This is a genomic window from Pseudomonas farsensis (assembly GCF_014268805.2).
GTDB classification, from domain to species: domain Bacteria; phylum Pseudomonadota; class Gammaproteobacteria; order Pseudomonadales; family Pseudomonadaceae; genus Aquipseudomonas; species Aquipseudomonas farsensis.
On the sequence record NZ_JABWRF020000001.1, the window covers coordinates 817383 to 837592 of the forward strand.

Below are 20210 nucleotides of genomic sequence, written 5' to 3' on the forward strand. Positions count from 1 at the left end.
GTAAAAGGCGCCAGGGCCCCCTCCTGGCGCAGTCATTCAAGGTTGCAGGTACAACCTGTTGATATAGCGATCGTGTTGCGCATGTGAGGCTGCACGTTGTTGGGGTGTGTACCGGTAGGCCGTGATTGGATGCAAGGAGTACTGAACTTGAAACGCCAGTCTCGGCTTTTGCGTTGGCATTCGGCCCTTGTGCAAGCCAAAGGTATTCTCTAAGAATGAACTTCCTTTGGCGCCGGTTATGTAGTGAATACTGTCGCTGCCGAAATGCTGCGCCACTTCATCGTCTGAATACCGTTTCATTTTGCTGAAGGCCGAAGAGTTCTGGCTGCCCGGTACGAATGCATGGGGCCCTGCGGACTCATCTACGTCGGTCAAGTAGACGAACAGTTTAATAAAGCGCAAGTCGTCTACGTCACGGTGGAAAAACTGCGCCTGTTCTGGGGTGTCGTGGCCCGGGTATGACCACCACAGCCCGATATTGGAAATCGTCGGTTTCGCGCCTAAAAAGTGTGAAACAATTTCTAGTACCTGCGGGTCGTTGGCGAATGCCAGCAAGTGGGGGGCGGAAAGGATGTCTTGTGCCGAAAAGTGAGCAGTATGGCAATCGTTTGGCGGTGTTTGGTGCGGGAACGCCTGGGCCGGCTTGTAAGGATTACGAACCTGTTTGTCCTCGATGTAACTGAGGATGTCGTCGATCTGAAGCTGGCTCGGCAGGTTCGGCAGAAACGCAATACCTTCGTGACGCAGCCGGTCAATGACTTCCGAAGCAGGGTCGGTTAACGGCCGCGCAGGAGCAGGAAGGCGCCTGGTGCTCAAGTTCGCAAGGCACTCTCTGACTTTCAGGCTCCTGATGCTGCGCTGTGCGTGGAATATCAATTTGCCTGCTAGGTTGCTTGTCATTTCAGGAAATGGTCCGTTTTCAGTGAGCTACATGATAAGTCGAGCAGGGCGAGGGTGCCAGCTGCAGATAAGTCGGTTAACTTCGTGGGCGGTGCGTAGGCTGGCGTTAGAGTTGTATTCGCGCTACGGAAAATACTCTTTCTTACAATAGCTTGGGGCATTGCTGTCAGCTGTTCCATTTAGAAATGATTTGCCCCACTTCTCGTGCTTTCACATTGAGCTAGTGCTGGCTAGTCTTCAGCTCGCAGCAACACCCATGCTGCGTAATGGAATGTCATCTACAAGGAGTTTCACCATGCGTAACACCCTGATCGCCAGCTTCCTTTTTCCGCTGATCGCCAGCTTCTCGCTGTCCGCCACTGCTGCACAAGCTGCTACTGCGTTACCTGTTGCCAGCATGCAGCAGCCAGCCATAACGGCTATGGCCGCCCAAGCCGAATTGATCCCTCTCAACCAGGCCGATGCGCAAACCTTGCAGGGCGGGCTCAATGGTATTGGCCATGCCAAGGCGCAGGCTATAGTCGCTTATCGTGAGGTCAATGGTCCATTCACATCGGTAGATGAGTTGCTTGAGGTCAAAGGAATCGGTAAGGCATTGCTTGATCGCAATCGCGACAGACTTACCGTGGAGTAAGCCCGCGCTGGCGGGAGCCGGGCTCAGGCCGGCTCCCGGCAACCAAGGTTCAGCGATCCCGCGCTTCCTTGGCGTCCATTTCGGCATTGCGCTCATGGACTTTCTTCAACTGCTCCTCGGTCAGCGGCAGTTTTTTTGCGGTATCGCGCAACATCATCAACCCGCCGACAATCGAGCCGAGCGCAACTAACAGTATCAACCAGGCATACCAAGGCATCGTCGTTCTCCTGCAAAGCGTATAGGGCAACGCTTTCATGGCATTCGAGCCATGTCCGCCTGCGATGGTTCCATTATAGGAGCCGTGTGCGGTCGGGCCAATTCTGCTGACCCGCGGGCCCCAAAGCGTGCGCCACTTCGTTTACAATGCGCGCCGTTCAAGACTTGCCAAGAGACCGCTGCCCATGTCCGTCTGCCAGACGCCCCTGATCGTCGCCCTGGATTTCCCCACCCGTGACGCTGCCCTGAAGCTGGCTGACCAGCTCGACCCCGCCCTGTGCCGGGTCAAGGTTGGCAAGGAACTGTTCACCAGCAGTGCATCGGGTATTGTCGAAACCCTCTGCAGCAAGGGTTTCGAGGTGTTTCTCGACCTGAAATTCCATGACATCCCCAACACCACAGCGATGGCGGTCAAGGCCGCTGCCGAGATGGGGGTGTGGATGGTCAATGTGCACTGCTCCGGTGGCCTGCGCATGATGTCGGCATGCCGTGAAGAGCTGGCCAAGCGCAGCGGCCCGCAGCCGCTGCTGATCGGCGTGACGGTGCTGACCAGCATGGAGCGTGAAGACCTGGCCGGTATCGGCCTGGATATCGAGCCGCAGGAGCAGGTGCTGCGCCTGGCAGCGCTGGCGCAGAAGGCGGGTATGGATGGCCTGGTGTGCTCGGCGCTCGAAGCGCCGGCGCTCAAGGCTGCCCACCCGTCGCTGCAACTGGTGACGCCGGGTATTCGCCCTGCGGGCAGTGCTCAGGATGACCAGCGCCGTATCCTCACCCCGCGCCAGGCGCTGGATGCAGGCTCTGATTACCTGGTGATCGGCCGCCCGATCAGCCAGGCCGCAAACCCGGGCCAGGCGCTGGCCGCCGTGGTTGCCGAAATTCGCGGTTAAGCTCAAGGCCGCGATAGCCTGCGCAGCAGCATGCGCACGTCACGCAATTAATGTAGGAGCGGCCTTGTGCCGCGAACGGGCTGCGCAGCAGCCCCCAGGAAACGCCGGGGCTGCTGCGCAGCCCGTTCGCGGCACAAGGCCGCTCCTACATTGCTCTGGCCTAACCCCGTCTCAGACCTTCAGCACCAGCTTGCCGAAGTTTTCCCCGCTGAACAGTTTGAGCAGCGTTTCCGGGAACGTCTCCAACCCTTCCACCACATCTTCCTTGCTCTTGACCTTGCCGCTGGCCAGCCAGCCGGCGATTTCTTGCGCGGCCTTGCCGTACTCCTTGGCGTGGTCCATAACCACGAAGCCTTCCATGCGCGCACGGTTGACCAGCAGCGACAGGTAATTGGCCGGGCCTTTTACTGCTTCCTTGTTGTTGTACTGGCTGATGGCGCCGCAAATCACTACGCGGGCCTTGAAATTCAGGCGTGACAGCACGGCATCGAGGATGTCGCCGCCCACGTTGTCGAAGTACACGTCCACACCTTTGGGGCATTCGCGCTTGAGCCCGGCCAGCACGTCTTCGGCCTTGTAGTCGATGACGCCGTCAAAGCCAAGCTCATCGACCAGGTATTGGCACTTCTGCGCGCCACCGGCAATACCGACTACGCGGCAGCCTTTGATTTTGGCAATCTGCCCGGCAATGCTGCCCACGGCGCCGGCTGCGCCGGAAATTACCACGGTGTCACCAGCTTTGGGCTGGCCGACGTCCAGCAGCGCGAAGTAGGCGGTCATGCCGGTCATGCCCAGTGCCGACAGGTAGCGCGGCAGCGGCGCAAGGCTCGGGTCGATCTTGTGCAGGCCTTGCGCGTCACCGGTGTAGTAGTCCTGCACGCCCAAGGCGCCGCCCACGTGGTCGCCTGGCTTGAAGTCGGGGTGGTTGGAGGCAACCACCTCGCCGACACCCAGCGCACGCATCACCTGGCCGAGCCCGACTGGCGGAATGTACGATTTGCCTTCGTTCATCCAGCCGCGCATGGCCGGGTCCAGCGATAGGTAAAGGTTCTTCACCAGCACCTGGCCCTCGCCCGGCTCGGTGGCGTGAACCTGCTCGTAACTAAAGTCATCGCGCCGCACGGCACCCACTGGGCGTTTGGCGAGCAGGAAGCGGCGGTTGGTATGGGGCATGACGAATTCTCCTGGACGAGGCTTTGAAAGATGCATGATCGACCCCGATGATGGGCCGCGTCACGCATGATCACCGCGAACGATAGTAGTACAACCGTGCCCCTGATGATGCTTCCTCGCTTTAACGCTGATAAGCAGGCTGGCGCAGACCGCCAGGCAGCCCAGCAGCAAGGCGGCGCCGAACACTTCGCATCAATGTCGCCTTTGGGCAGGACACCCGCGCACAGGCGTTCTTCCAGCTTGCAGGGCGACCTTGAGCAGCCTGAAAGCGACACGCTCATAGCTAAATGACACCACTTTGCCATTCAACCCTTGTGAGACCGGCGCAGGGGTTGTCACTCTTGCCTATCGCAGCAGCTCGACACGGCAAGGGGGATTCGGTGATGGCGACGACCAGGCACGGTGTTCTGGCAAACCTGGGCATGGCCCGCAAGCTTGGCCTGGGCTTCATGCTGGTGTTGCTGCTGACGTTGGTGGTGGCGGCCTTGGGCGTTTATTCGTTGAATCATGTCGGCCAGAGCTTTGCCGGCCTACGCCAGCTTGCCCAGTTCAATACCGACCTGCTGCGCCTGCGCCAGCACGAGCAGGCGTTTGCACTGCGCTCGGACATCAAGGAAGCCGATGCACTGCGCAGCGGCTTGCAGGCGTTGACCGAGCGCGCCCGCGGCTTGCCGGCGCTGGCGGGCGCCGAAGCCGACCTGGGCGCGTACGGCCAGGCATTCGAGCAGTTCGTCCAGGCGGTGCAAGCGAAGGAGCTGGCGTTGGACACCGCCAGTTGGTCGGTGTCCAGCGTTGCCAACAACCTCGACATGATGCAGGCGGGCCTCGCCGATGATGGCGCCTATACCCTCAAGCAGTCGCAAGGCCAGCAGGGCAGCGAATTCCTCGAGCAGTCCACCCAGGTCGCCCAGGTATCGCGCTTGATGCTGCAGGCCATGGATGAGGCCCGCGTGCGCCTTGACCAGAGCCGCAAGGGCAGCGAAGACGCGGGCCAGGGGCGAATCGCCCAAACTGTCGATGCAGCAGGCCTGGTCGAGCAGCTCAAAGGCAGCCTGGTCGACCCGGGTTACCTGAGCGTGCTGGGTGAGGTGGCCGGGCACATTGCCAGCTTCTCCGACAAACTCAACGAATACACCGACTTGCTCAGCCAGGAGCAGGGCATCAAGACGCAGTTGCAAAGCCGCGCCGAACAAGCGACTGCGCGGGTCGACCAGGCCTATGCGGCCCAGCAGCAGGCCATGCAGGGCGAGCTTGCGCGCAATGTCCTGGCCATTATCGTGGCCACTGGCCTTGCCTTGCTGGCAGGTGTGCTGGCGGCCTGGCTGATCACTCGCGCGGTGGTCGCGCCGCTGCGCCGGGTCATCGAGCGCGCCCGGCGCATTGCCGCAGGCGAGCTGGGCATCGAGGCCGAGGCGCCGCGCAAGGATGAAGTCGGCCAACTGCTGCACGCCATGCAACAGATGGCCGAAGGCCTGACCGGCATCGTCAGCGGTTTGCAGCAAGGTATCGAGCAATTGGCCGGCAGTGCCCAGTCGTTGTCGGCGGTGACCGAGCAGACCAACCGCGAGGTCGGCAGCCAGAAAGAAGAGACCGAGCAAGTGGCCACTGCCATGCAGCAGATGACCGCCACCGTGCACGATGTGGCGCGCAACGCAGAGCAGGCCGCGCAAGCCGCGCAGGCGGCTGACGACAAGGTCGGCTCCGGGCAGGAAGTGGTGCGCCAGAGCATGCAGCGCATCGAGCAACTGGCCACGGCGGCTGAAGCCGCCAGCAGTGGCATCGACAGCCTCAGTGCCGAAATCCAGACCATCGGCGGGGTGCTGGAGGTGATCAAGAGCGTGTCTGAGCAGACCAACCTGCTGGCGCTCAACGCCGCCATCGAAGCCGCCCGTGCTGGCGAGCAAGGCCGTGGCTTTGCCGTGGTGGCTGATGAGGTGCGGGCGCTGGCCCGGCGCACCCGGCAGTCCACCGAGGAGATCGAGCGGCTGGTGGCCAGCCTGCGCGGCAATGCCCAGCAATCGGTGGCGCAGATCCGTGGCAGCACTGAGCTGGTGCGCCTGGCGGTGGCCGATGCGCTGCAGACCGAAAGCGCGCTGGGCAGCATTGCTGCTGCGGTGTCGTTGATTCAGCAGATGAACCAGCAGATTGCCGCCGCCGCCGAGCAGCAGAGTTCGGTGGCCGAGGAAATTACCCGCAGCGTCACGCAGATCCGCGGCAGCGCCGATCAGGCGGCGCTGGCGATGGAGGGTAATGCCCGCTCGAGCATTGAGCTTGCACGCTTGGGTGATGACTTGAAGGGCATGGTGGGCCATTTCAGGCTGTGAGTGACCGAGGCCTTGCGCCCTTGCGCGGCACAAGGCCACAAGGGGATATGTCTGGCGAGAGCAGGGTTGTACAAAACCATAGAATCTCCTACAGCCCCGAATCGCCGGCCTGGCGCGATCGTTGTAGGAGCGGCCTTGCGCCGCGAACACCGGCGAAGCCGGTGCCATCCTCTGCGATCAACCCATCAACCCTTGCGCGGGCTAAGAATCAGCAAGGTAATCACCCCCGCCACAATCCCCCAGAACGCTGAACCAATCGAGAACAACGTCAGCCCCGAAGCCGTCACCATAAACGTGATCAACGCCGCCTCGCGCTCGCGGGCTTCACCCATGGCCACGCTCAGCCCATTCATGATCGAACCGAACAACGCCAGCGCCGCAATCGACAGCACCAGCTCTTTGGGCAGGGCGCCAAACAACGCAGCCAGCGTCGCCCCGAAAATACCGGCAATGCCGTAGAAAATCCCGCACCACACCGCTGCCGTGTAGCGTTTGCGCGGGTCTTCGTGGGCGTGCGGCCCGGTGCAGATCGCAGCGCTGATAGCCGCCAGGTTGATGCCGTGCGAGCCAAACGGCGCCAGCAGCAGCGAGGCCAGGCCTGTGGTCGAGATCAGCGGTGATGCCGGCACCTGATAACCGTCGGCGCGCAGCACGGCGACGCCGGGCATGTTCTGCGAGGTCATCGCTACCACAAAAAGCGGGATACCGATGCTGATGGCCGCCGCCAGCGAGAAGCTCGGCGTGGTCCACTCCGGTGTTGCCAGTTCCAGGTGGAAGCCGCTGAAGTCGAGCAGGCCCAAAGCGCCGGACAGCGCCGTGCCCACCACCAACGCCGCCAGCACGCAGTAACGCGGCGACAGGCGCTTGACCACCAGGTAGCTGATGAACATGGCCAGCACCAACAAGGTCTGGTGCTGCACGGCGACGAAGATTTCGCTGCAGATACGGAACAGGATACCGGCCAACAGGGCCGAGGCCAGCGATGCAGGGATGCGCCTGACCAGCCGCTCGAAGCTGCCGGTCACCCCGCACACCAGTACCAGCAGCGCGCAGATGATGTAGCCGCCAATCGCCTCACTGTAAGGCACCCCGCCCAGGCTTGTGATCAGCAACGCCGCGCCCGGCGTCGACCAGGCCACGGTGATGGGGGTGCGGTAGCGCAGTGACAGGCCGATGGTGCACACCGCCATGCCAATCGATAGCGCCCAGATCCACGAAGAAATCTGCCCCTGGGTCAAACCGGCAGCCTGGCCGGCCTGGAACATCAGCACCAGGGTGCTGGTGTAGCCGGTCAACATGGCGATAAAACCTGCCACCACGGCGGTGGGTGAACTGTCTGCCAGGGGCCGCAGCGGGGCGGTAGTGAGGTCGGTCATCAGGTCGTTCCTTGTACAGATGTAAGCAATTTTTGCAGGCTACCGCGTCATTCCCCGAGCCTTGTCATACAGCAGCCATTGCATTTGGCCGTACAGTCGCCAACTATTGGCTATTAACGCGCAACTGCGTCTGCAGGGGGAGGGCCGATGTACAAGGTGTATGGGGATTACCAGTCCGGTAACTGCTACAAGGTCAAGCTGATGCTCAGCCTGCTCGACCGCCCGTACGAGTGGCATGCGGTGGACATTCTCAAGGGCGAGACCGAGACCCCCGAGTTTCTGGCGATGAACCCCAACGGAAAGGTACCGGTGCTCAAGCTTGAGGATGGCACCTGCCTCTGGGAGTCCAACGCGATTCTGAACTTCCTTGCCGATGGCAGTGAGTTCCTGCCTACCGAGCCGCGCTTGCGTACCCAGGTGTTGCAGTGGCAGTTTTTCGAGCAGTACAGCCACGAGCCGTACATCGCCGTGGCGCGGTTCATCCAGTTTTATCTGGGGCTGCCGGATGATCGCCTGGAGGAATACCGCAAGCTGCACAAGGGCGGCTACAAGGCGCTGAGGGTGATGGAGCGGCAGTTGCAGATGACGCCGTACCTGGTCGGCGAGCAATATTCGATTGCCGACGTGGCACTGTATGCCTACACCCACGTGGCCCAACAGGGCGGTTTCGATTTGGCCGATTACCCGGCGGTGCGGGCGTGGCTGGAGCGAGTGGCCAGCCACCCGCGGCATGTGCCGATGGTGGGTTGACTAGCGCCATCGCGGGGCAAGCCCGCTCCCACAAGAGGCATGAAAGCTGCTTTTGTAGGAGCGGGCTTGCCCCGCGATGCAGGCGACAAATGCCTACCCGGCTTTACGCGAAGCGCTGGTCCAGGTAGGCAATGATCGCCTTGGATTCATACATCCAGTTCACCTTGCCATCTTCTTCGATACGCAAGCACGGCACCTTCACCCGGCCGCCGCCCTCAAGCAGCGCCTGGCGGTGTTGCGGGTCGTTCTTGGCATCGCGCAGAGCCACTGGCACATTCAGGCGGTGCAGGGTGCGGCGGGTTTTCACGCAGAACGGGCAGGCATGGAACTGGTACAGCGCAAGGCCCTTGGCCTGTTGCTCGACCGCAGCCTGAGCCGCAGCATCACGCTTCTTTTTGGCCGGGCGGCTGATCCAGTCGCCGAACACGATGATCTGGCCGAGGCCGACCCGCAGAGCTTTGACGATCATGGGCAACTCCTGAAATGAAAAAGCCGACCCCAAGGGGCCGGCTCGGAACCTGCGCCGATCACTTGATCAGGCTGAGGAACTCGCTGCGCGTGGCAGGGTTGTCGCGGAATTCGCCGAGCATCACCGAGGTGAGCATGGTGGAATTCTGCTTTTCGACACCGCGCATCATCATGCACATGTGCTTGGCCTCGATGACCACGGCAACGCCTGCGGCGCCGGTGACCTGCTGGACCGCTTCGGCGATCTGGCGGCTGAGGTTTTCCTGGATTTGCAGGCGGCGGGCGAACATGTCGACGATGCGCGCCACCTTGGACAGGCCGAGCACCTTGCCCTTGGGCAGGTAGGCGACGTGAGCCTTGCCGATGAACGGCAGCATGTGGTGTTCGCACATCGAATACAGCTCGATATCCCGGACCAGCACCATTTCGCTGTTGTCGGAGCTGAACAGCGCGTTGTTGGTGACTTCTTCGAGCGTCTGTTCATAACCGCGGCAAAGGTACTTCATGGCCTTCGCAGCCCGCTTGGGCGTGTCGAGCAGGCCCTCGCGGGAGACGTCCTCGCCCAGCTGGCTGAGGATCTCGGTGTAATTCTGTTCCAGGGACATGGATCTACCTGTGGAAATTGTTGCAAAGGCGAAGGGTACGGCGGCGGCGACTGCGCTGCAAGCGCGATATCACTCGTCGCGGCCTTCGAGCATGGTTCGTTTGAGCATCACATACACGGCACCGGTGCCGCCGTGGCGAGCTTGGCACGAGGCAAAGCCGAGCACCTGGGGGTGTTGGCGCAGCCAGGTATTGACGTGGCTCTTGATCATCGGGCGCTTGCCGTCGATGCGCGCGGCCTTGCCGTGGGTGACGCGCACGCAGCGCACTTCCAGGCGGGTGGCCTCATCGAAGAAGGCCCACAGGGTTTCGCGGGCTTTTTCGACGCTCATGCCGTGCAGGTCCAGGCTGCCTTCGAAGGCGATCTGGCCGAGCTTGAGCTTGCGGACCTGGCTTTCCTGCACACCGTCGCGGCGCCACATCAGCTCGTCTTCGGCGGCAACGTCGATGACGAACTGGTCGGACAGCCCGTCGATCACCAGCGGCTGGTCGCTGCGGATGGTCGCGGCCTGGCGCAGGCTGGCCAGCTTCTTGCGGTCGACCTTGGGTTTGCCGACCTCGGCGCGGTCGTGCTTGATCGGCTTGACGCCGCGCACCTCGGCGCTGAACAGGGAAAAGTCGTCGTCTTGCATGGAGCCTCCACATGTGCCGCGTAGTTTACGCGAGTGGGGCCGCTCTCGCCCAGAGAACTTCGGGCAGGCTGGGGCGCAGCTCTATGCTGGCTTTCCCGGCCTCATCGCAGGCTGTCGCCAGCTCCCACAGGGGCCGTGCACAGCCGCGATATTTATGCCTGGCTCAGATCACTGTGGGAGCTGGCGCTAGCCTGCGATGAGGCCAGTACAGGCTTATACACAAACATGGAATCTGTGACTGCTCAGTCGTGTTTCTTCATCAGATGCGGCGACATGTTCAGGCCTTGGGCTCGGCGCACGCGGCTGCGCCGCCACAGGCGCACACCGAGGTAAAGCACCAGCAGCCCGCCCACCGCCAAGGTGGCGGCCAGTGGCCGATTGGCATTGAGTTCGGTGAATGCCGGGTAGTGCCCCAGCAGGCCGGCGAGGCCGACGAAGGCAAGCCCCAGGCCCAAGGCGCACAGCACAAAGGCACAGGCCCCCGCCAGGCGTGCACCCCAGTTGCCGGGTTCACGCGGGCGCAGGCGCCTTGCATCGAAACTGCCTTTGAGCTTCATGGTCTTACCTCGGAATCTGCTGTCGCTGAATCCGCCGTTCGACCTTTGTGCGGCCTTCGGGTTCCGCCCGTCCGCCGGGCGGTAGCAGGCTTACACCAGGCTTGCGGTAGGGGCGACGCAGGCGAAGTTGTCGGCCATGACCGCCATTTCGCATTGGTGGATCTGTGCTGCCGGGATGACCGTGTCCTTGAAGGCCAGGTCGCGGGTCGCCGAGGCGTCTTCGACCAAGGTGCAGCGGTAGCCGTAGTCCTTGGCGCGGCGCACGGTGGTGCTGACGCTGGAGTGGCTCATGAAGCCGCAGACGATCAGGTCGAGGTGGCCGAGCTGCTGCAGGGTTTCGTGCAGCGAGGTGTTTTTGAATGCGTTGGGCATGCGTTTTTCGATGACGATTTCATCACCTTGCGGCTCGAGCCCCGGAATAAACTCGCCGCCTGCGCCCTGCGGGTCGAAGCGCCCGCCGACAGTGCCGAGGTGGCGAACATGCATGATCGGCCGGCCAGCCTTGCGCGCGGCGTCGAGCAACCGGGCGATGTTGGCCACGGCCTCGTCCATGCCCGACAACATCAACGGGCCGCTCAGGTATTCCTTTTGCGCGTCGATGACGATGAGGCTGGCCTGGCTCAGCCTGGCTGGCGGATAGTCGCGGCCAGTGAGGCGGAACATCGTGGTTGGAACGGACATCTAGGGCTCCTCGGATAGGGCTTTTGTATACCTATTGTCCTCTGCCTTGGCGTCAATGGGAATGGTTGACATTGCAGGCGACATGGTGCGTGGCCTTGGGCCAGGTGTTTGGCTATAGGAATAAGCATTTGTTGGGTGTGGGCTGTTAGACTTTTGTTCTGTCTTAAAAGGAGTCTTCCGTGATCACATCCCGTCTGCGCACTTTGCGCGACCATATCCGCTGGGCGGTCAGCCGCTTCCATGAGCATGAGCTGTTTTTCGGTCACGGTGCCGACAATGCCTGGGACGAGGCACGCCTGCTGGTACTGGGTGCGGTGCACCTGCCGTGGGAAGTGGCCGACAGCTACCTGGACTGCGCGCTCGAAGATGACGAGCGGGTACGCCTGATGCACCTGCTCAAGCGCCGTATCGAAGACCGCGTGCCTACCGCCTACCTGCTGGGCGAGGCCTGGTACTGCGGCATGTCGTTCATTGTCGATGAGCGCGTGCTGGTGCCACGTTCGCCAATCGGCCAACTGATCGAAAAACGCTTCGAGCCGTGGCTTGCCGCGGAGCCTGCGCGCATTCTGGACCTGTGCACCGGCTCAGGTTGCATCGGTTTGGTTGCCGCCGACGTGTTCCAGGAGGCCGAGGTGGTGCTGGCCGATCTGTCCTTCGACGCCCTTGAGGTGGCCAACCAGAACATCGAGCGCCACGGCCTGGACCAGCGCGTCTACACCGTGCAGGGCGATGGTTTCGCCGGGCTCCCGGGCCAGCGTTTCGACCTGATCCTGTCCAACCCGCCGTATGTCGACGCCGAAGACTTTGGCGATATGCCCGCTGAGTATCACCACGAGCCGGAGCTGGGCCTTGCCTGTGGCAACGATGGCCTGGACCTGGTGCGGCGCATGCTGGCCGAGGCGGCAGATCACCTGACCGAAAAGGGCCTGTTGATCGTCGAGGTGGGCAACAGCCAGGTGCATGTCGAGGCGTTGTACCCCGAGGTGGACTTCACCTGGCTTGAGTTCGAGCGCGGTGGGCATGGGGTGTTCATGCTCTCGGCCGAACAGTGCCGCAAGCACCAGGAGCTGTTTGCTTCGCGGGTTTGATCAGGGTTTGGCGCCATCACAGTCTTGTGTAGGAGCGGCCTTGTGTCGCGAATGGGCTGCGTAGCAGCCCCGGCGATTGCGCGTGAGGCCGATATCCTGGGGCTGCTACGCAGCCCTCTCGCGACACAAGGCCGCTCCTACACAGGCAGTGGCCTGCCGCGCCGGGGTGGCTTTAACGCAGCGCGATCCAGAATAGCAGCCCGGCCTGGAACACGGAAAAGGCCACCAGGCAGGCGATGGTGGAGCGCAGCCCGTTGTCTTCGCGTCGATATTTGGCCACGCGCTCATCGCGCTCGCGCAGTTGCGCCTCTTTCTCCATCAGGTTCTGCTCGGCCTGCTGCAGCATGCCGGCTGCTTCGAGGATATCGACGCGCTGGGCCTTGTCGGTATTCCAGCCGCCCTTGAGCTGGCCCACCGGGGTTTCTTTGATACGGCCTTTGAGCAACTGCCCGTCGAGGTATTCCACTTCAAGCCCGATGCTGCGCAGCACATGGTCACGGCGCAGGCGCGTGTCTTCGTTCAGCGCATCCTTGTTCGGCAGGCTCATGCCCTCGATGCGGTAATGCGAGCAACGGTGCTGTAGCCACTGCACCGCCTGCGCCAGCATGTACCTGCCAACGCCGCGGTTGAGCGGCTCCAGTTGCAGGCCAGCGTCATTGCCAATGCGCACCGTACGGTTCTGGTGGTCGACGCGCACATCCAGCAGGTTTTGCTCTTTGCGCACCTTTTGCCCCGGCAACTGAATCTGCATGCGCAGCAGGCTGTGCTCCTTGTCGTGGCGCTCGGCGTAGCCAAATTCGACGAAGCGCAGCGGCCGTGCACCGCTGTTGCGGTCGGTGTGCAGGGCGTTCAGGCGCAGCAGCTGGAAATGCTCCGGGGCCAGGTCCGCCCACGGCTGCGGAGCGCTCTGCGGGGCTTGTTCTTCGGGCGCCTCGGCGGCGGGGGCATCGGTCATCAGGCAATCCTCAAGTGCACGGCGGCCGGGTGATCGCAGGGCATACCCACGGTCACCGACGTGTTGGCTATTAGCCGCGTTATCGGCAGCGCGGCCCAAGACCTGAGTACGGCGCCCGGCAAAACCTCATGCCGCAGGCAGCGCCTGGATGAATGCGACGATGTGTTCGCCCAGCTCACGGGCCAGGGGCAGCTCGGGGTTGCGGTAACTGTCGCGCTGCTGGCTCATGTCGCGCGGGCTGATGCGCAGCACATGGTTCATGCCGTCGATAAGCACAAGCTCGGCATCCGGCTTGGCGGCCTTGAGCTGTTCGGCATCAGCCACCTCGACCTGCACGTCGTTGCGGCCCTGCACGATCAGCGCCGGCACCCGTAGCCGGGCGAACGCCGCGGCCGGGTCCTGGCGCAGCAGGGTGATCAGGTACGGCTGCACGCTGGGGCGAAATACCTGACGCAACATTGGCGGCACGTCCAGGCTGGTTTGCCCGGCCTGCAGCCGTGCAATCAGAGCCTCGCCGCTGGCCAACTGGGCGGGCGGCAGGCGCTGGGCCAGTTGCTCGCGCAGTACATCGCCAATCGGCCGGCCACTGCCCGCCAGGGTGATGACCGCGCTGGCGCCGGCGTCCTCGGCTGCCAGCGTTGCGATCAGCGCGCCTTCACTGTGGCCGACCAGAATCAGCGGCCCGAAGCGCGGGTCCTGGCGTAGCTTCTGCCCCCAGGCCACCACATCGGCGACATAGCGCTCGACGCTGAGGTCGCGCTCATCCGGGGTGGCCGGTTGGCTGGCGGCCACACCGCGCTTGTCGAAGCGCACGCTGGCGATGTGTTCGCCTGCCAGCAGCAGCGCCAGGCGCTTGAGGTTGTCGATGCGCCCGGAGGCTGGGTTGTTGCCATCGCGGTCAGTGGGGCCGGAGCCGGCAATGATCAGCACCACCGGTGGCGGGCTGTCCTGCTGCGGCAACAGCAGGCTGCCATGCAGCACACCTTGGCCTGTGTCCAGGTCGATGGGGCGTTGCAGCACAGTGGGGGCGGCGGCCTGGGCAAGGCTGGTGCACAGCAGCAGAAGCAGGGCAGCGAGGCGGGACTTCATGGACGGGATACTGCGTGGGGGAGGTGAAACTAAGACCGGGCCTGCGGGGTAAAGGTTCGCGCGCCTAGTGTTTGCCGGTGCGGGCAACCCATCCCTGCGCGTTTTCCGTATACTGCCGTTTTCGTTCACTTCAGGCTGATTCGCGGAGCGTCCATGTCCGGCAATACCTACGGCAAGCTGTTCACTGTCACCACCGCAGGCGAAAGCCATGGCCCGGCGTTGGTCGCCATTGTCGACGGCTGCCCGCCCGGCCTGGAAATCTCCCTGGCGGACCTGCAGCATGACCTCGACCGGCGCAAGCCCGGTACCAGCCGCCACACCACCCAGCGCCAGGAAGCCGATGAGGTCGAAATCCTCTCCGGCGTGTTCGAAGGCCGTACCACTGGGTGCTCGATTGGCCTGCTGATCCGCAACACCGACCAGAAGTCCAAGGACTACTCCTCCATCCAGGAGCTGTTCCGCCCGGCCCACGCCGACTACACCTACCACCACAAGTACGGCACCCGCGACTACCGCGGCGGTGGCCGCAGCTCCGCGCGCGAGACGGCCATGCGCGTGGCCGCGGGCGCCATCGCCAAGAAGTACCTGGCCACCCAGGGCATTCAGGTGCGCGGTTACATGAGCCAGTTGGGGCCGATCGAAATCCCGTTCAAAAGCTGGGACTCGGTCGAGCAGAATGCCTTCTTCAGCCCAGACCCGGCCAAGGTGCCGGAGCTTGAGGCCTACATGGACCAGCTGCGCCGTGACCAGGATTCGGTCGGGGCAAAAATCACCGTGGTTGCCGAAGGGGTGATGCCGGGCCTTGGCGAGCCAATCTTCGACCGTCTCGATGCCGAGCTTGCCCATGCGCTGATGAGCATCAACGCGGTCAAGGGTGTCGAGATCGGCGCAGGGTTTGCTAGTGTCGCCCAGCGCGGTACCGAGCACCGCGACGAACTCACCCCGGAAGGCTTCCTCAGCAACAATGCTGGCGGCATTCTGGGCGGCATTTCCTCGGGTCAGCCGATCGTCGCCCATCTGGCCCTCAAGCCGACCTCCAGCATCACCGTGCCGGGCCGTTCGATCGATGTGCATGGCAACCCGGTGGAGGTGATCACCAAGGGCCGCCATGACCCGTGCGTGGGCATCCGCGCCACGCCTATCGCCGAGGCGATGATGGCCATCGTGCTGATGGACCACCTGCTGCGCCACCGCGGCCAGAACGCCGATGTGAAGGTCAGCACGCCGGTGCTCGGCCAGCGCTGAGGCTTCAGCGCAGGTCTTTTCGCGGGCGTTGTTGCCCGCGCTGAGGCCTGCACACCGGCATACGACCCAGCGGACTCACTCCATGCCTTACTGGCGGCTGTCCAGCTTCTACCTGTTCTATTTCGCCCTGCTCGGTTCGACCGCGCCGTTTCTGGCGCTGTACCTCGACCACCTGGGCTTTTCCCCGGCGCGTATCGGCGAGCTGGTGGCGATCCCCATGCTGATGCGCTGCGTGGCGCCTAACCTGTGGGGCTGGCTGGGCGACCGCAGCGGCCGGCGGCTGCTGATCGTGAGGCTGGGGGCGCTGTCGACGCTGGCGACCTTTTCACTGATCTTCCTTGGCAAGAGCTACGCCTGGCTGGCGTTGGTCATGGCCCTGCATGCCTTCTTCTGGCACGCAGTGCTGCCACAGTTCGAGGTGATCACCCTGGCCCACCTGCACGGCCAGACCTCGCGCTACAGCCAGGTGCGGCTGTGGGGCTCGATTGGTTTCATCCTCGCCGTGGTCGGCCTTGGGCGACTGTTCGAATGGCTGAGCCTGGACATCTACCCCGTGGCGCTGATGGTAATCATGGCCGGTATCGTTGCTGCAAGCCTGTGGGTGCCCAATGCCCAGCCGGTGGAACATGCCGAGCGGCGCGGGGCAGGGGGCTTTCTCAAGCAGGTTGCGGCACCGGGGGTAATGGCGTTTTACCTGTGCGTGGCGTTGATGCAACTGAGCCATGGCCCGTATTACACCTTCCTCACCCTGCACCTGGAGCACTTGGGCTACAGCCGTGGCGCCATTGGCTTGCTGTGGGCGCTGGGTGTGGTGGCCGAGGTGCTGGTGTTCATGGCCATGAGTCGCATCTTTGCGCGTTTTCCGGTGCGCCTGGTGCTGCTGGCAAGTTTCCTGGTTGCGGCGCTGCGCTGGTTGCTGTTGGGTAGCCTGGCTGACATCCCCGGTGTGCTGGTGCTGGCGCAGGTGCTGCATGCCGCCACGTTCGGTTGCTTCCATGCGGCCAGTATCGCCTTCGTGCAATCAAGCTTCGGCCCCCGTCAGCAAGGCCAGGGGCAGGCGCTGTATGCGGCGTTGTCCGGCACGGGCGGGGCGCTGGGCGCCTTGTATTCAGGCCACAGCTGGAAGTTGCTGGGCCCACAGTTCACCTTTGGTATGGCCAGCGTTGCTGCACTGGCGGCAGCCGTTATCATTGCCCTCCGTTTGAAACACAGCAGGAACGACCCCTGATGAGCATTCTCAGCGTATTCCACACCGCCAGCCCCGAGCTTGCGCACAAGGTGCTGACCCACCACGAAGACATCGTTGCGACGCTGGCCGAGCAGGGCGTGCATTTTGCCCGCTGGGCATCCGGCGCCCGCCTGCGCCCTGGCTGCGCTGAGCAGGAGGTGCTCGACGCCTGCCGCGTGCCCCTGGACAACCTGATGACCGAACGCGGCAGCAAGGGCTTCAGTGTGCTGAGCCATGACGGTGTCGCCCCCGCACTGGCCGCGCTCGGTGAAGAGCACAGCCTCGATACCGAAGAAGTGCTGGCGATGGTCAGCGGCCGGGTGCAGGTAAGCCTGCATATTGGCGATTATGTTTATGCGGTGCTTTGCGAGAAGGACGATGTATTGCAGATACCGGCAGGCACGCCACGTTGGCTGAGCTTTGGCGACACACCGTTTTGCCTGGCGCTACGGCTGTTTGCAGACGCTCAAAAGGCTCAGGCGAAGCTGCGCGGCGAAGGTATTGCGGGGCGTTTTGCGGGGATGGACGAACTCTGAGCGCGTCGCGGGGTCAGTGTATTCGCTGGCCCCGCGAGCAAGTGCAGCAATCAACGGTAGGTCGGCAGGGCGAAGCGCTGCTGGCTCTGCAACATCGAGATCACTGGCAATTCGCTGGCTTGTTCTGCGATGTCACGGCGGATGGCGCTGATCGCCCAGGACAGCTGCTCGGCGCTGTGCAGTTGGCTGTAGGTCAGCACTCGGCGAGTCACTTTGCCGTCGGCTGCGCGCAGGGTAAGCAGGACACCGCCGTCTGGGCGGGGCTGGGTAGCAACCTGATAGGCACTGAAGACCGAGGCGAATTTTTCCTGGATAAGGTCCATATCAACTCCTGACTGAATATGTTGGCAAACGTGAGTTGATAGTTGCAGCGACCGTGCCAGTCTTCTGTTTCTACAAAAATCCTTTAAAAACAATGGTTTGCGATATTTGTTGGGCGTTGGGCTGTTGCATTCTGCAAGGTCGTGCATTTTGCATAGTGCAATTTGCACGGTCATAGCCTGGCTCTCTGTGGCCCATAGAATCTGAACCTTTGACCCGCTGGCGGTGCCTGACCAACACTTGGGCCCATTCATTTGCCAGGAGGTTCCCGATGACCGACACCCAGCCAGCCACCATGACCGCCGAAGAAAGCGCAGCCTTTGCCGACGAAGTCTTTGACCGTGCCCGCCGCGGCGATGCGCCAATGCTCGAACGCCTGCTTGCCAGCGGCCTGCCTGCGGACCTGCGCAACCACAAGGGCGACACCCTGCTGATGCTGGCCAGCTACCACGGCCACGCTGATGCCGTGAAGGTATTGCTGGCCCATGGCGCCGACCCTCTGATTGCCAACGACAATGGCCAACTGCCGATTGCTGGCGCTGCGTTCAAAGGCGACCTGCCGATGATCCGCCTGCTGCTCGAGCACGGCGTACCGGTGGACGCCTCGGCAGCCGACGGGCGCACAGCGTTGATGCTGGCGGCAATGTTCAACCGCCTGGAGATCATCGATTACCTGTTGGCCCAAGGCGCCGACCCAGCGCACCGCGACGCAGCCGGCGCCAATGCCGTGGCCGCAGCCCGCACCATGGGCGCGGTGGATGCCGCAGCACGCCTGGAAGCACTCGCGCGCTAACCGTCCGGGGGCGTTTGCGGCTATCCTTTGCGCCTTTTACGCCAATGCGCAGGGCCCCTAATGAAAGACCAATTGCTCGAACTCATCCGCCTCATTGGCGCCGGTTGCATACTTGATGAGGACATCGAGCGCATCGCTGACGAGGCCGCCCAGGCCTACGCTGACCCCGCCGCCTTCCTGGCGGCGAACCCTGACATCAACTACGACGACAGCTTCCCGATTCCGCTGGGCGAATGGGTGGTGGTCGGCAGCCTGCCCGACACTGTGCTGTTCCAGGCGGACAGCTATCAGGATCTGTTCCAGCAGATCAGCGATTCGTTCGACAAGAGCGTGCCGTTCACCCTCAAGGCCAAGCAGCTGGCACGCACCGAGGCGCTGACGGCGTTGAACCGTATCCAGGTGCAGATGGGCGCGCTGAACAAAGAGGCTGGCGGCTATGTGCTGCTCAATTTCAGCCAGTTGCTCGACGATGAGCTACAGATGGTCATGGTCGGCCAGCACCACCTGGTGCGGGTGCTGGAGCTTGGTGCGGCTGTTGGCATCAAGGTCGAACCGGCGCTGGAAGCATTGAAGGTGGCGGTGCACGTTTAAGGCAGTCAGCCTGTTCTGGCCAAGCATATCTCCTTGTGGCGAGCGGGCTTGTCCCGCGTTGGGCTGCGCAGCAGCCCCTTGGGTTTTCAGGGCTGCTGCGCAGCCCAACGCGGGGCAAGCCCGCTCGCCACAACGCTCATCATTTCCCACAGCATTGGGTCCAACCAGCAATGTTGCGGTTGAGCAGTGCATTGCACCTGTTTCGCCCTGCGCTTTGTCACCCCAACGCTGTATCCAGAAACATCATCACCGCAAAACCACCCATCAACCCCAGCGTGGCCGATGTCTGGTGCCCGTTGCGGTGGGTTTCCGGGATTACCTCGTGGGACACCACGAAAATCATCGCCCCCGCCGCCAGCCCCATGCTGATCGGGTAGGCCAGCGCAAAACCGGTGGAAATCCCCAGCCCGATCACCGCCCCCAGCGGCTCCATGAGCCCTGACCCCACCGCCACCAGCGCCGCCTTGAAGTTGCTCAGCCCGGTCGCGCGCAATGCCAGCGCCACCGCCAGGCCTTCGGGGATGTCCTGGATCGCGATGGCACTGGTCAGCGGCAGGCCGATGTTCATGTCGCCGTTGGCAAAGCTCACCCCAATGGCCATGCCTTCCGGCAAGTTGTGCAGGGTGATTGCCAGTACGAACAGCCACACCCGGTTGATGCGCTCGGCATCCGGGCCGCAGGGGCCGGTGCTTTCATGCTCGTGCGGGGTGAAGCGGTCCAGGCCCAGCATCAGCACCACGCCCAGAGCCATGCCCAGCACCACGGTAAACGCTGCCGCCGGGCCGTTGCCGGTTATTTCGCGGGCGGCATCCAGGCCTGGCAGAATCAGCGAAAACGAGCTGGCCGCGAGCATCATGCCGGCGGCGAAACCCAGCATCACATCCTGGCTACGCGAGCTGACATCACGCAGCACCACCGCCAGCACCGCGCCCAAAGCGGTGGCGGCAAAGCCTGCGAGGCCGCCAATCGCCGCCAGGTGCAGGTTGTCGGCGTGCTCGCCATTGACAGCGTTCCACACGCTGGCGGCCAGCAGGGCGATAATGGCAAGCAGGCTCAGGCCAAGCCCGGCGCTGAGCCATGGCGTATGCAGCACTTGGCGCCGCCAGGCGCCGAACAGCGAGGCGGGGGCGGCAGTGGGAGAGTGGGCAGGGGGCATGCGGACC

At 63.1% G+C, this 20210-nt stretch carries 23 protein-coding genes and 1 pseudogene; 11 read left to right on the forward strand and 13 right to left on the reverse strand.

Annotated elements, in window-relative coordinates; all coding sequences use genetic code 11:
- Positions 1–36: 36 nt before the first annotated feature.
- A complete protein-coding gene (locus tag HU719_RS03625; RefSeq protein WP_186535797.1) occupies positions 37–900 on the reverse strand; it encodes a phytanoyl-CoA dioxygenase family protein in 864 nt (287 codons plus the stop codon).
- A 295-nt stretch (positions 901–1195) separates the two neighbouring features.
- Here HU719_RS03625 and HU719_RS03630 point away from each other — a divergent pair, with 295 nt between their 5' ends.
- Complete coding sequence (locus HU719_RS03630) at positions 1196–1534, forward strand: ComEA family DNA-binding protein (protein ID WP_186535799.1); 339 nt, start codon at positions 1196–1198, stop codon at positions 1532–1534.
- Positions 1535–1583: 49 nt separating this feature from the next.
- Here HU719_RS03630 and HU719_RS03635 read toward each other — a convergent pair whose 3' ends face one another.
- Positions 1584–1751 (reverse strand): DUF2897 family protein, encoded by a 168-nt coding sequence (locus HU719_RS03635; protein WP_186518104.1) that lies wholly within the window; start codon positions 1749–1751, stop codon positions 1584–1586.
- Between the two features lie 184 nt (positions 1752–1935).
- Between HU719_RS03635 and pyrF the strand changes: the two genes are divergently transcribed.
- The gene (gene pyrF, locus HU719_RS03640; protein WP_186535801.1) at positions 1936–2637 is read left to right on the forward strand and encodes an orotidine-5'-phosphate decarboxylase; all 702 of its coding nucleotides are present in this window, start codon (positions 1936–1938) and stop codon (positions 2635–2637) included.
- A gap of 171 nt (positions 2638–2808) precedes the next feature.
- On the opposite strand, the gene HU719_RS03645 is transcribed toward pyrF, so the two are convergent.
- Positions 2809–3810: an NADP-dependent oxidoreductase gene (locus tag HU719_RS03645; protein WP_186535803.1), complete on the reverse strand. Its 1002-nt coding sequence runs from the start codon at positions 3808–3810 to the stop codon at positions 2809–2811.
- Between the two features lie 1238 nt (positions 3811–5048).
- Between HU719_RS03645 and HU719_RS23810 the strand changes: the two are divergent.
- Positions 5049–5273 (forward strand): annotated as a pseudogene (locus HU719_RS23810) (HAMP domain-containing protein); the annotation flags it as partial.
- Complete coding sequence (locus HU719_RS23815) at positions 5271–6134, forward strand: methyl-accepting chemotaxis protein (protein ID WP_422631713.1); 864 nt, start codon at positions 5271–5273, stop codon at positions 6132–6134. The pseudogene HU719_RS23810 and the gene HU719_RS23815, both read left to right, overlap by 3 nt.
- A 185-nt stretch (positions 6135–6319) precedes the next feature.
- Here the strand turns inward: HU719_RS23815 and HU719_RS03655 are convergent, their stop codons facing one another.
- Positions 6320–7510 carry a benzoate/H(+) symporter BenE family transporter gene (locus HU719_RS03655; RefSeq protein ID WP_186518092.1) on the reverse strand — a complete coding sequence of 397 codons (1191 nt, stop codon included), beginning with the start codon at positions 7508–7510 and terminating at the stop codon, positions 6320–6322.
- A gap of 147 nt (positions 7511–7657) precedes the next feature.
- On the opposite strand from HU719_RS03655, the gene HU719_RS03660 reads away from it, so the two are divergent.
- Complete coding sequence (locus tag HU719_RS03660; RefSeq protein ID WP_186518090.1) at positions 7658–8260, forward strand: glutathione S-transferase family protein; 603 nt, start codon at positions 7658–7660, stop codon at positions 8258–8260.
- 103 nt (positions 8261–8363) lie between these two features.
- Here HU719_RS03660 and HU719_RS03665 read toward each other — a convergent pair whose 3' ends face one another.
- The 5 genes from HU719_RS03665 to HU719_RS03685 all read right to left on the reverse strand — a co-directional run bounded on the left by HU719_RS03665 (position 8364) and on the right by HU719_RS03685 (position 11201).
- Complete coding sequence (locus HU719_RS03665; RefSeq protein WP_186518088.1) at positions 8364–8729, reverse strand: glutaredoxin family protein; 366 nt, start codon at positions 8727–8729, stop codon at positions 8364–8366.
- 58 nt (positions 8730–8787) lie between these two features.
- Complete coding sequence (gene folE, locus HU719_RS03670; protein ID WP_186518086.1) at positions 8788–9333, reverse strand: GTP cyclohydrolase I FolE; 546 nt, start codon at positions 9331–9333, stop codon at positions 8788–8790.
- A gap of 69 nt (positions 9334–9402) precedes the next feature.
- Positions 9403–9963: a Smr/MutS family protein gene (locus HU719_RS03675; protein WP_186518084.1), complete on the reverse strand. Its 561-nt coding sequence runs from the start codon at positions 9961–9963 to the stop codon at positions 9403–9405.
- A 242-nt stretch (positions 9964–10205) separates the two neighbouring features.
- Entirely contained in the window at positions 10206–10520 is a 315-nt protein-coding gene (locus tag HU719_RS03680; protein ID WP_186535807.1) for a hypothetical protein, read from the reverse strand.
- Positions 10521–10610: 90 nt separating this feature from the next.
- Positions 10611–11201: a cysteine hydrolase family protein gene (locus tag HU719_RS03685; protein ID WP_186535809.1), complete on the reverse strand. Its 591-nt coding sequence runs from the start codon at positions 11199–11201 to the stop codon at positions 10611–10613.
- A 179-nt stretch (positions 11202–11380) separates the two neighbouring features.
- On the opposite strand from HU719_RS03685, the gene prmB reads away from it, so the two are divergent.
- Positions 11381–12289, forward strand: a complete 909-nt coding sequence (gene prmB, locus HU719_RS03690; protein WP_186518078.1) for a 50S ribosomal protein L3 N(5)-glutamine methyltransferase — start codon at positions 11381–11383, stop codon at positions 12287–12289.
- 172 nt (positions 12290–12461) lie between these two features.
- Here the strand turns inward: prmB and HU719_RS03695 are convergent, their stop codons facing one another.
- Positions 12462–13244, reverse strand: a complete 783-nt coding sequence (locus HU719_RS03695) for a hypothetical protein (RefSeq protein ID WP_186518074.1) — start codon at positions 13242–13244, stop codon at positions 12462–12464.
- Between the two features lie 126 nt (positions 13245–13370).
- Positions 13371–14333 (reverse strand): alpha/beta hydrolase, encoded by a 963-nt coding sequence (locus HU719_RS03700; protein ID WP_186535811.1) that lies wholly within the window; start codon positions 14331–14333, stop codon positions 13371–13373.
- A gap of 153 nt (positions 14334–14486) precedes the next feature.
- Between HU719_RS03700 and aroC the strand changes: the two genes are divergently transcribed.
- The 3 genes from aroC (at position 14487) to HU719_RS03715 (ending at position 17342) form a co-directional block, all read left to right on the forward strand.
- Positions 14487–15578, forward strand: a complete 1092-nt coding sequence (aroC, locus tag HU719_RS03705) for a chorismate synthase (protein ID WP_186535813.1) — start codon at positions 14487–14489, stop codon at positions 15576–15578.
- An 82-nt stretch (positions 15579–15660) separates the two neighbouring features.
- Positions 15661–16806: an MFS transporter gene (locus tag HU719_RS03710; protein ID WP_186535815.1), complete on the forward strand. Its 1146-nt coding sequence runs from the start codon at positions 15661–15663 to the stop codon at positions 16804–16806.
- Positions 16806–17342, forward strand: coding sequence for a cupin domain-containing protein (locus HU719_RS03715; RefSeq protein ID WP_186535816.1), 537 nt, complete (start codon positions 16806–16808; stop codon positions 17340–17342). Before HU719_RS03710 ends, HU719_RS03715 begins: the two co-directional genes overlap by 1 nt.
- A 50-nt stretch (positions 17343–17392) precedes the next feature.
- On the opposite strand, the gene HU719_RS03720 is transcribed toward HU719_RS03715, so the two are convergent.
- A complete protein-coding gene (locus HU719_RS03720) occupies positions 17393–17665 on the reverse strand; it encodes a DUF3509 domain-containing protein (RefSeq protein ID WP_186518160.1) in 273 nt (90 codons plus the stop codon).
- Positions 17666–17934: 269 nt separating this feature from the next.
- Here HU719_RS03720 and HU719_RS03725 point away from each other — a divergent pair, with 269 nt between their 5' ends.
- Positions 17935–18456: an ankyrin repeat domain-containing protein gene (locus HU719_RS03725; protein WP_186518063.1), complete on the forward strand. Its 522-nt coding sequence runs from the start codon at positions 17935–17937 to the stop codon at positions 18454–18456.
- 60 nt (positions 18457–18516) lie between these two features.
- On the forward strand, positions 18517–19047 hold the full coding sequence (locus tag HU719_RS03730; protein ID WP_186535817.1) for a hypothetical protein: 531 nt from the start codon (positions 18517–18519) through the stop codon (positions 19045–19047).
- A 217-nt stretch (positions 19048–19264) separates the two neighbouring features.
- Here the strand turns inward: HU719_RS03730 and HU719_RS03735 are convergent, their stop codons facing one another.
- Positions 19265–20203, reverse strand: coding sequence for a ZIP family metal transporter (locus HU719_RS03735; protein ID WP_186518059.1), 939 nt, complete (start codon positions 20201–20203; stop codon positions 19265–19267).
- Between the last annotated feature and the right edge of the window lie 7 nt (positions 20204–20210).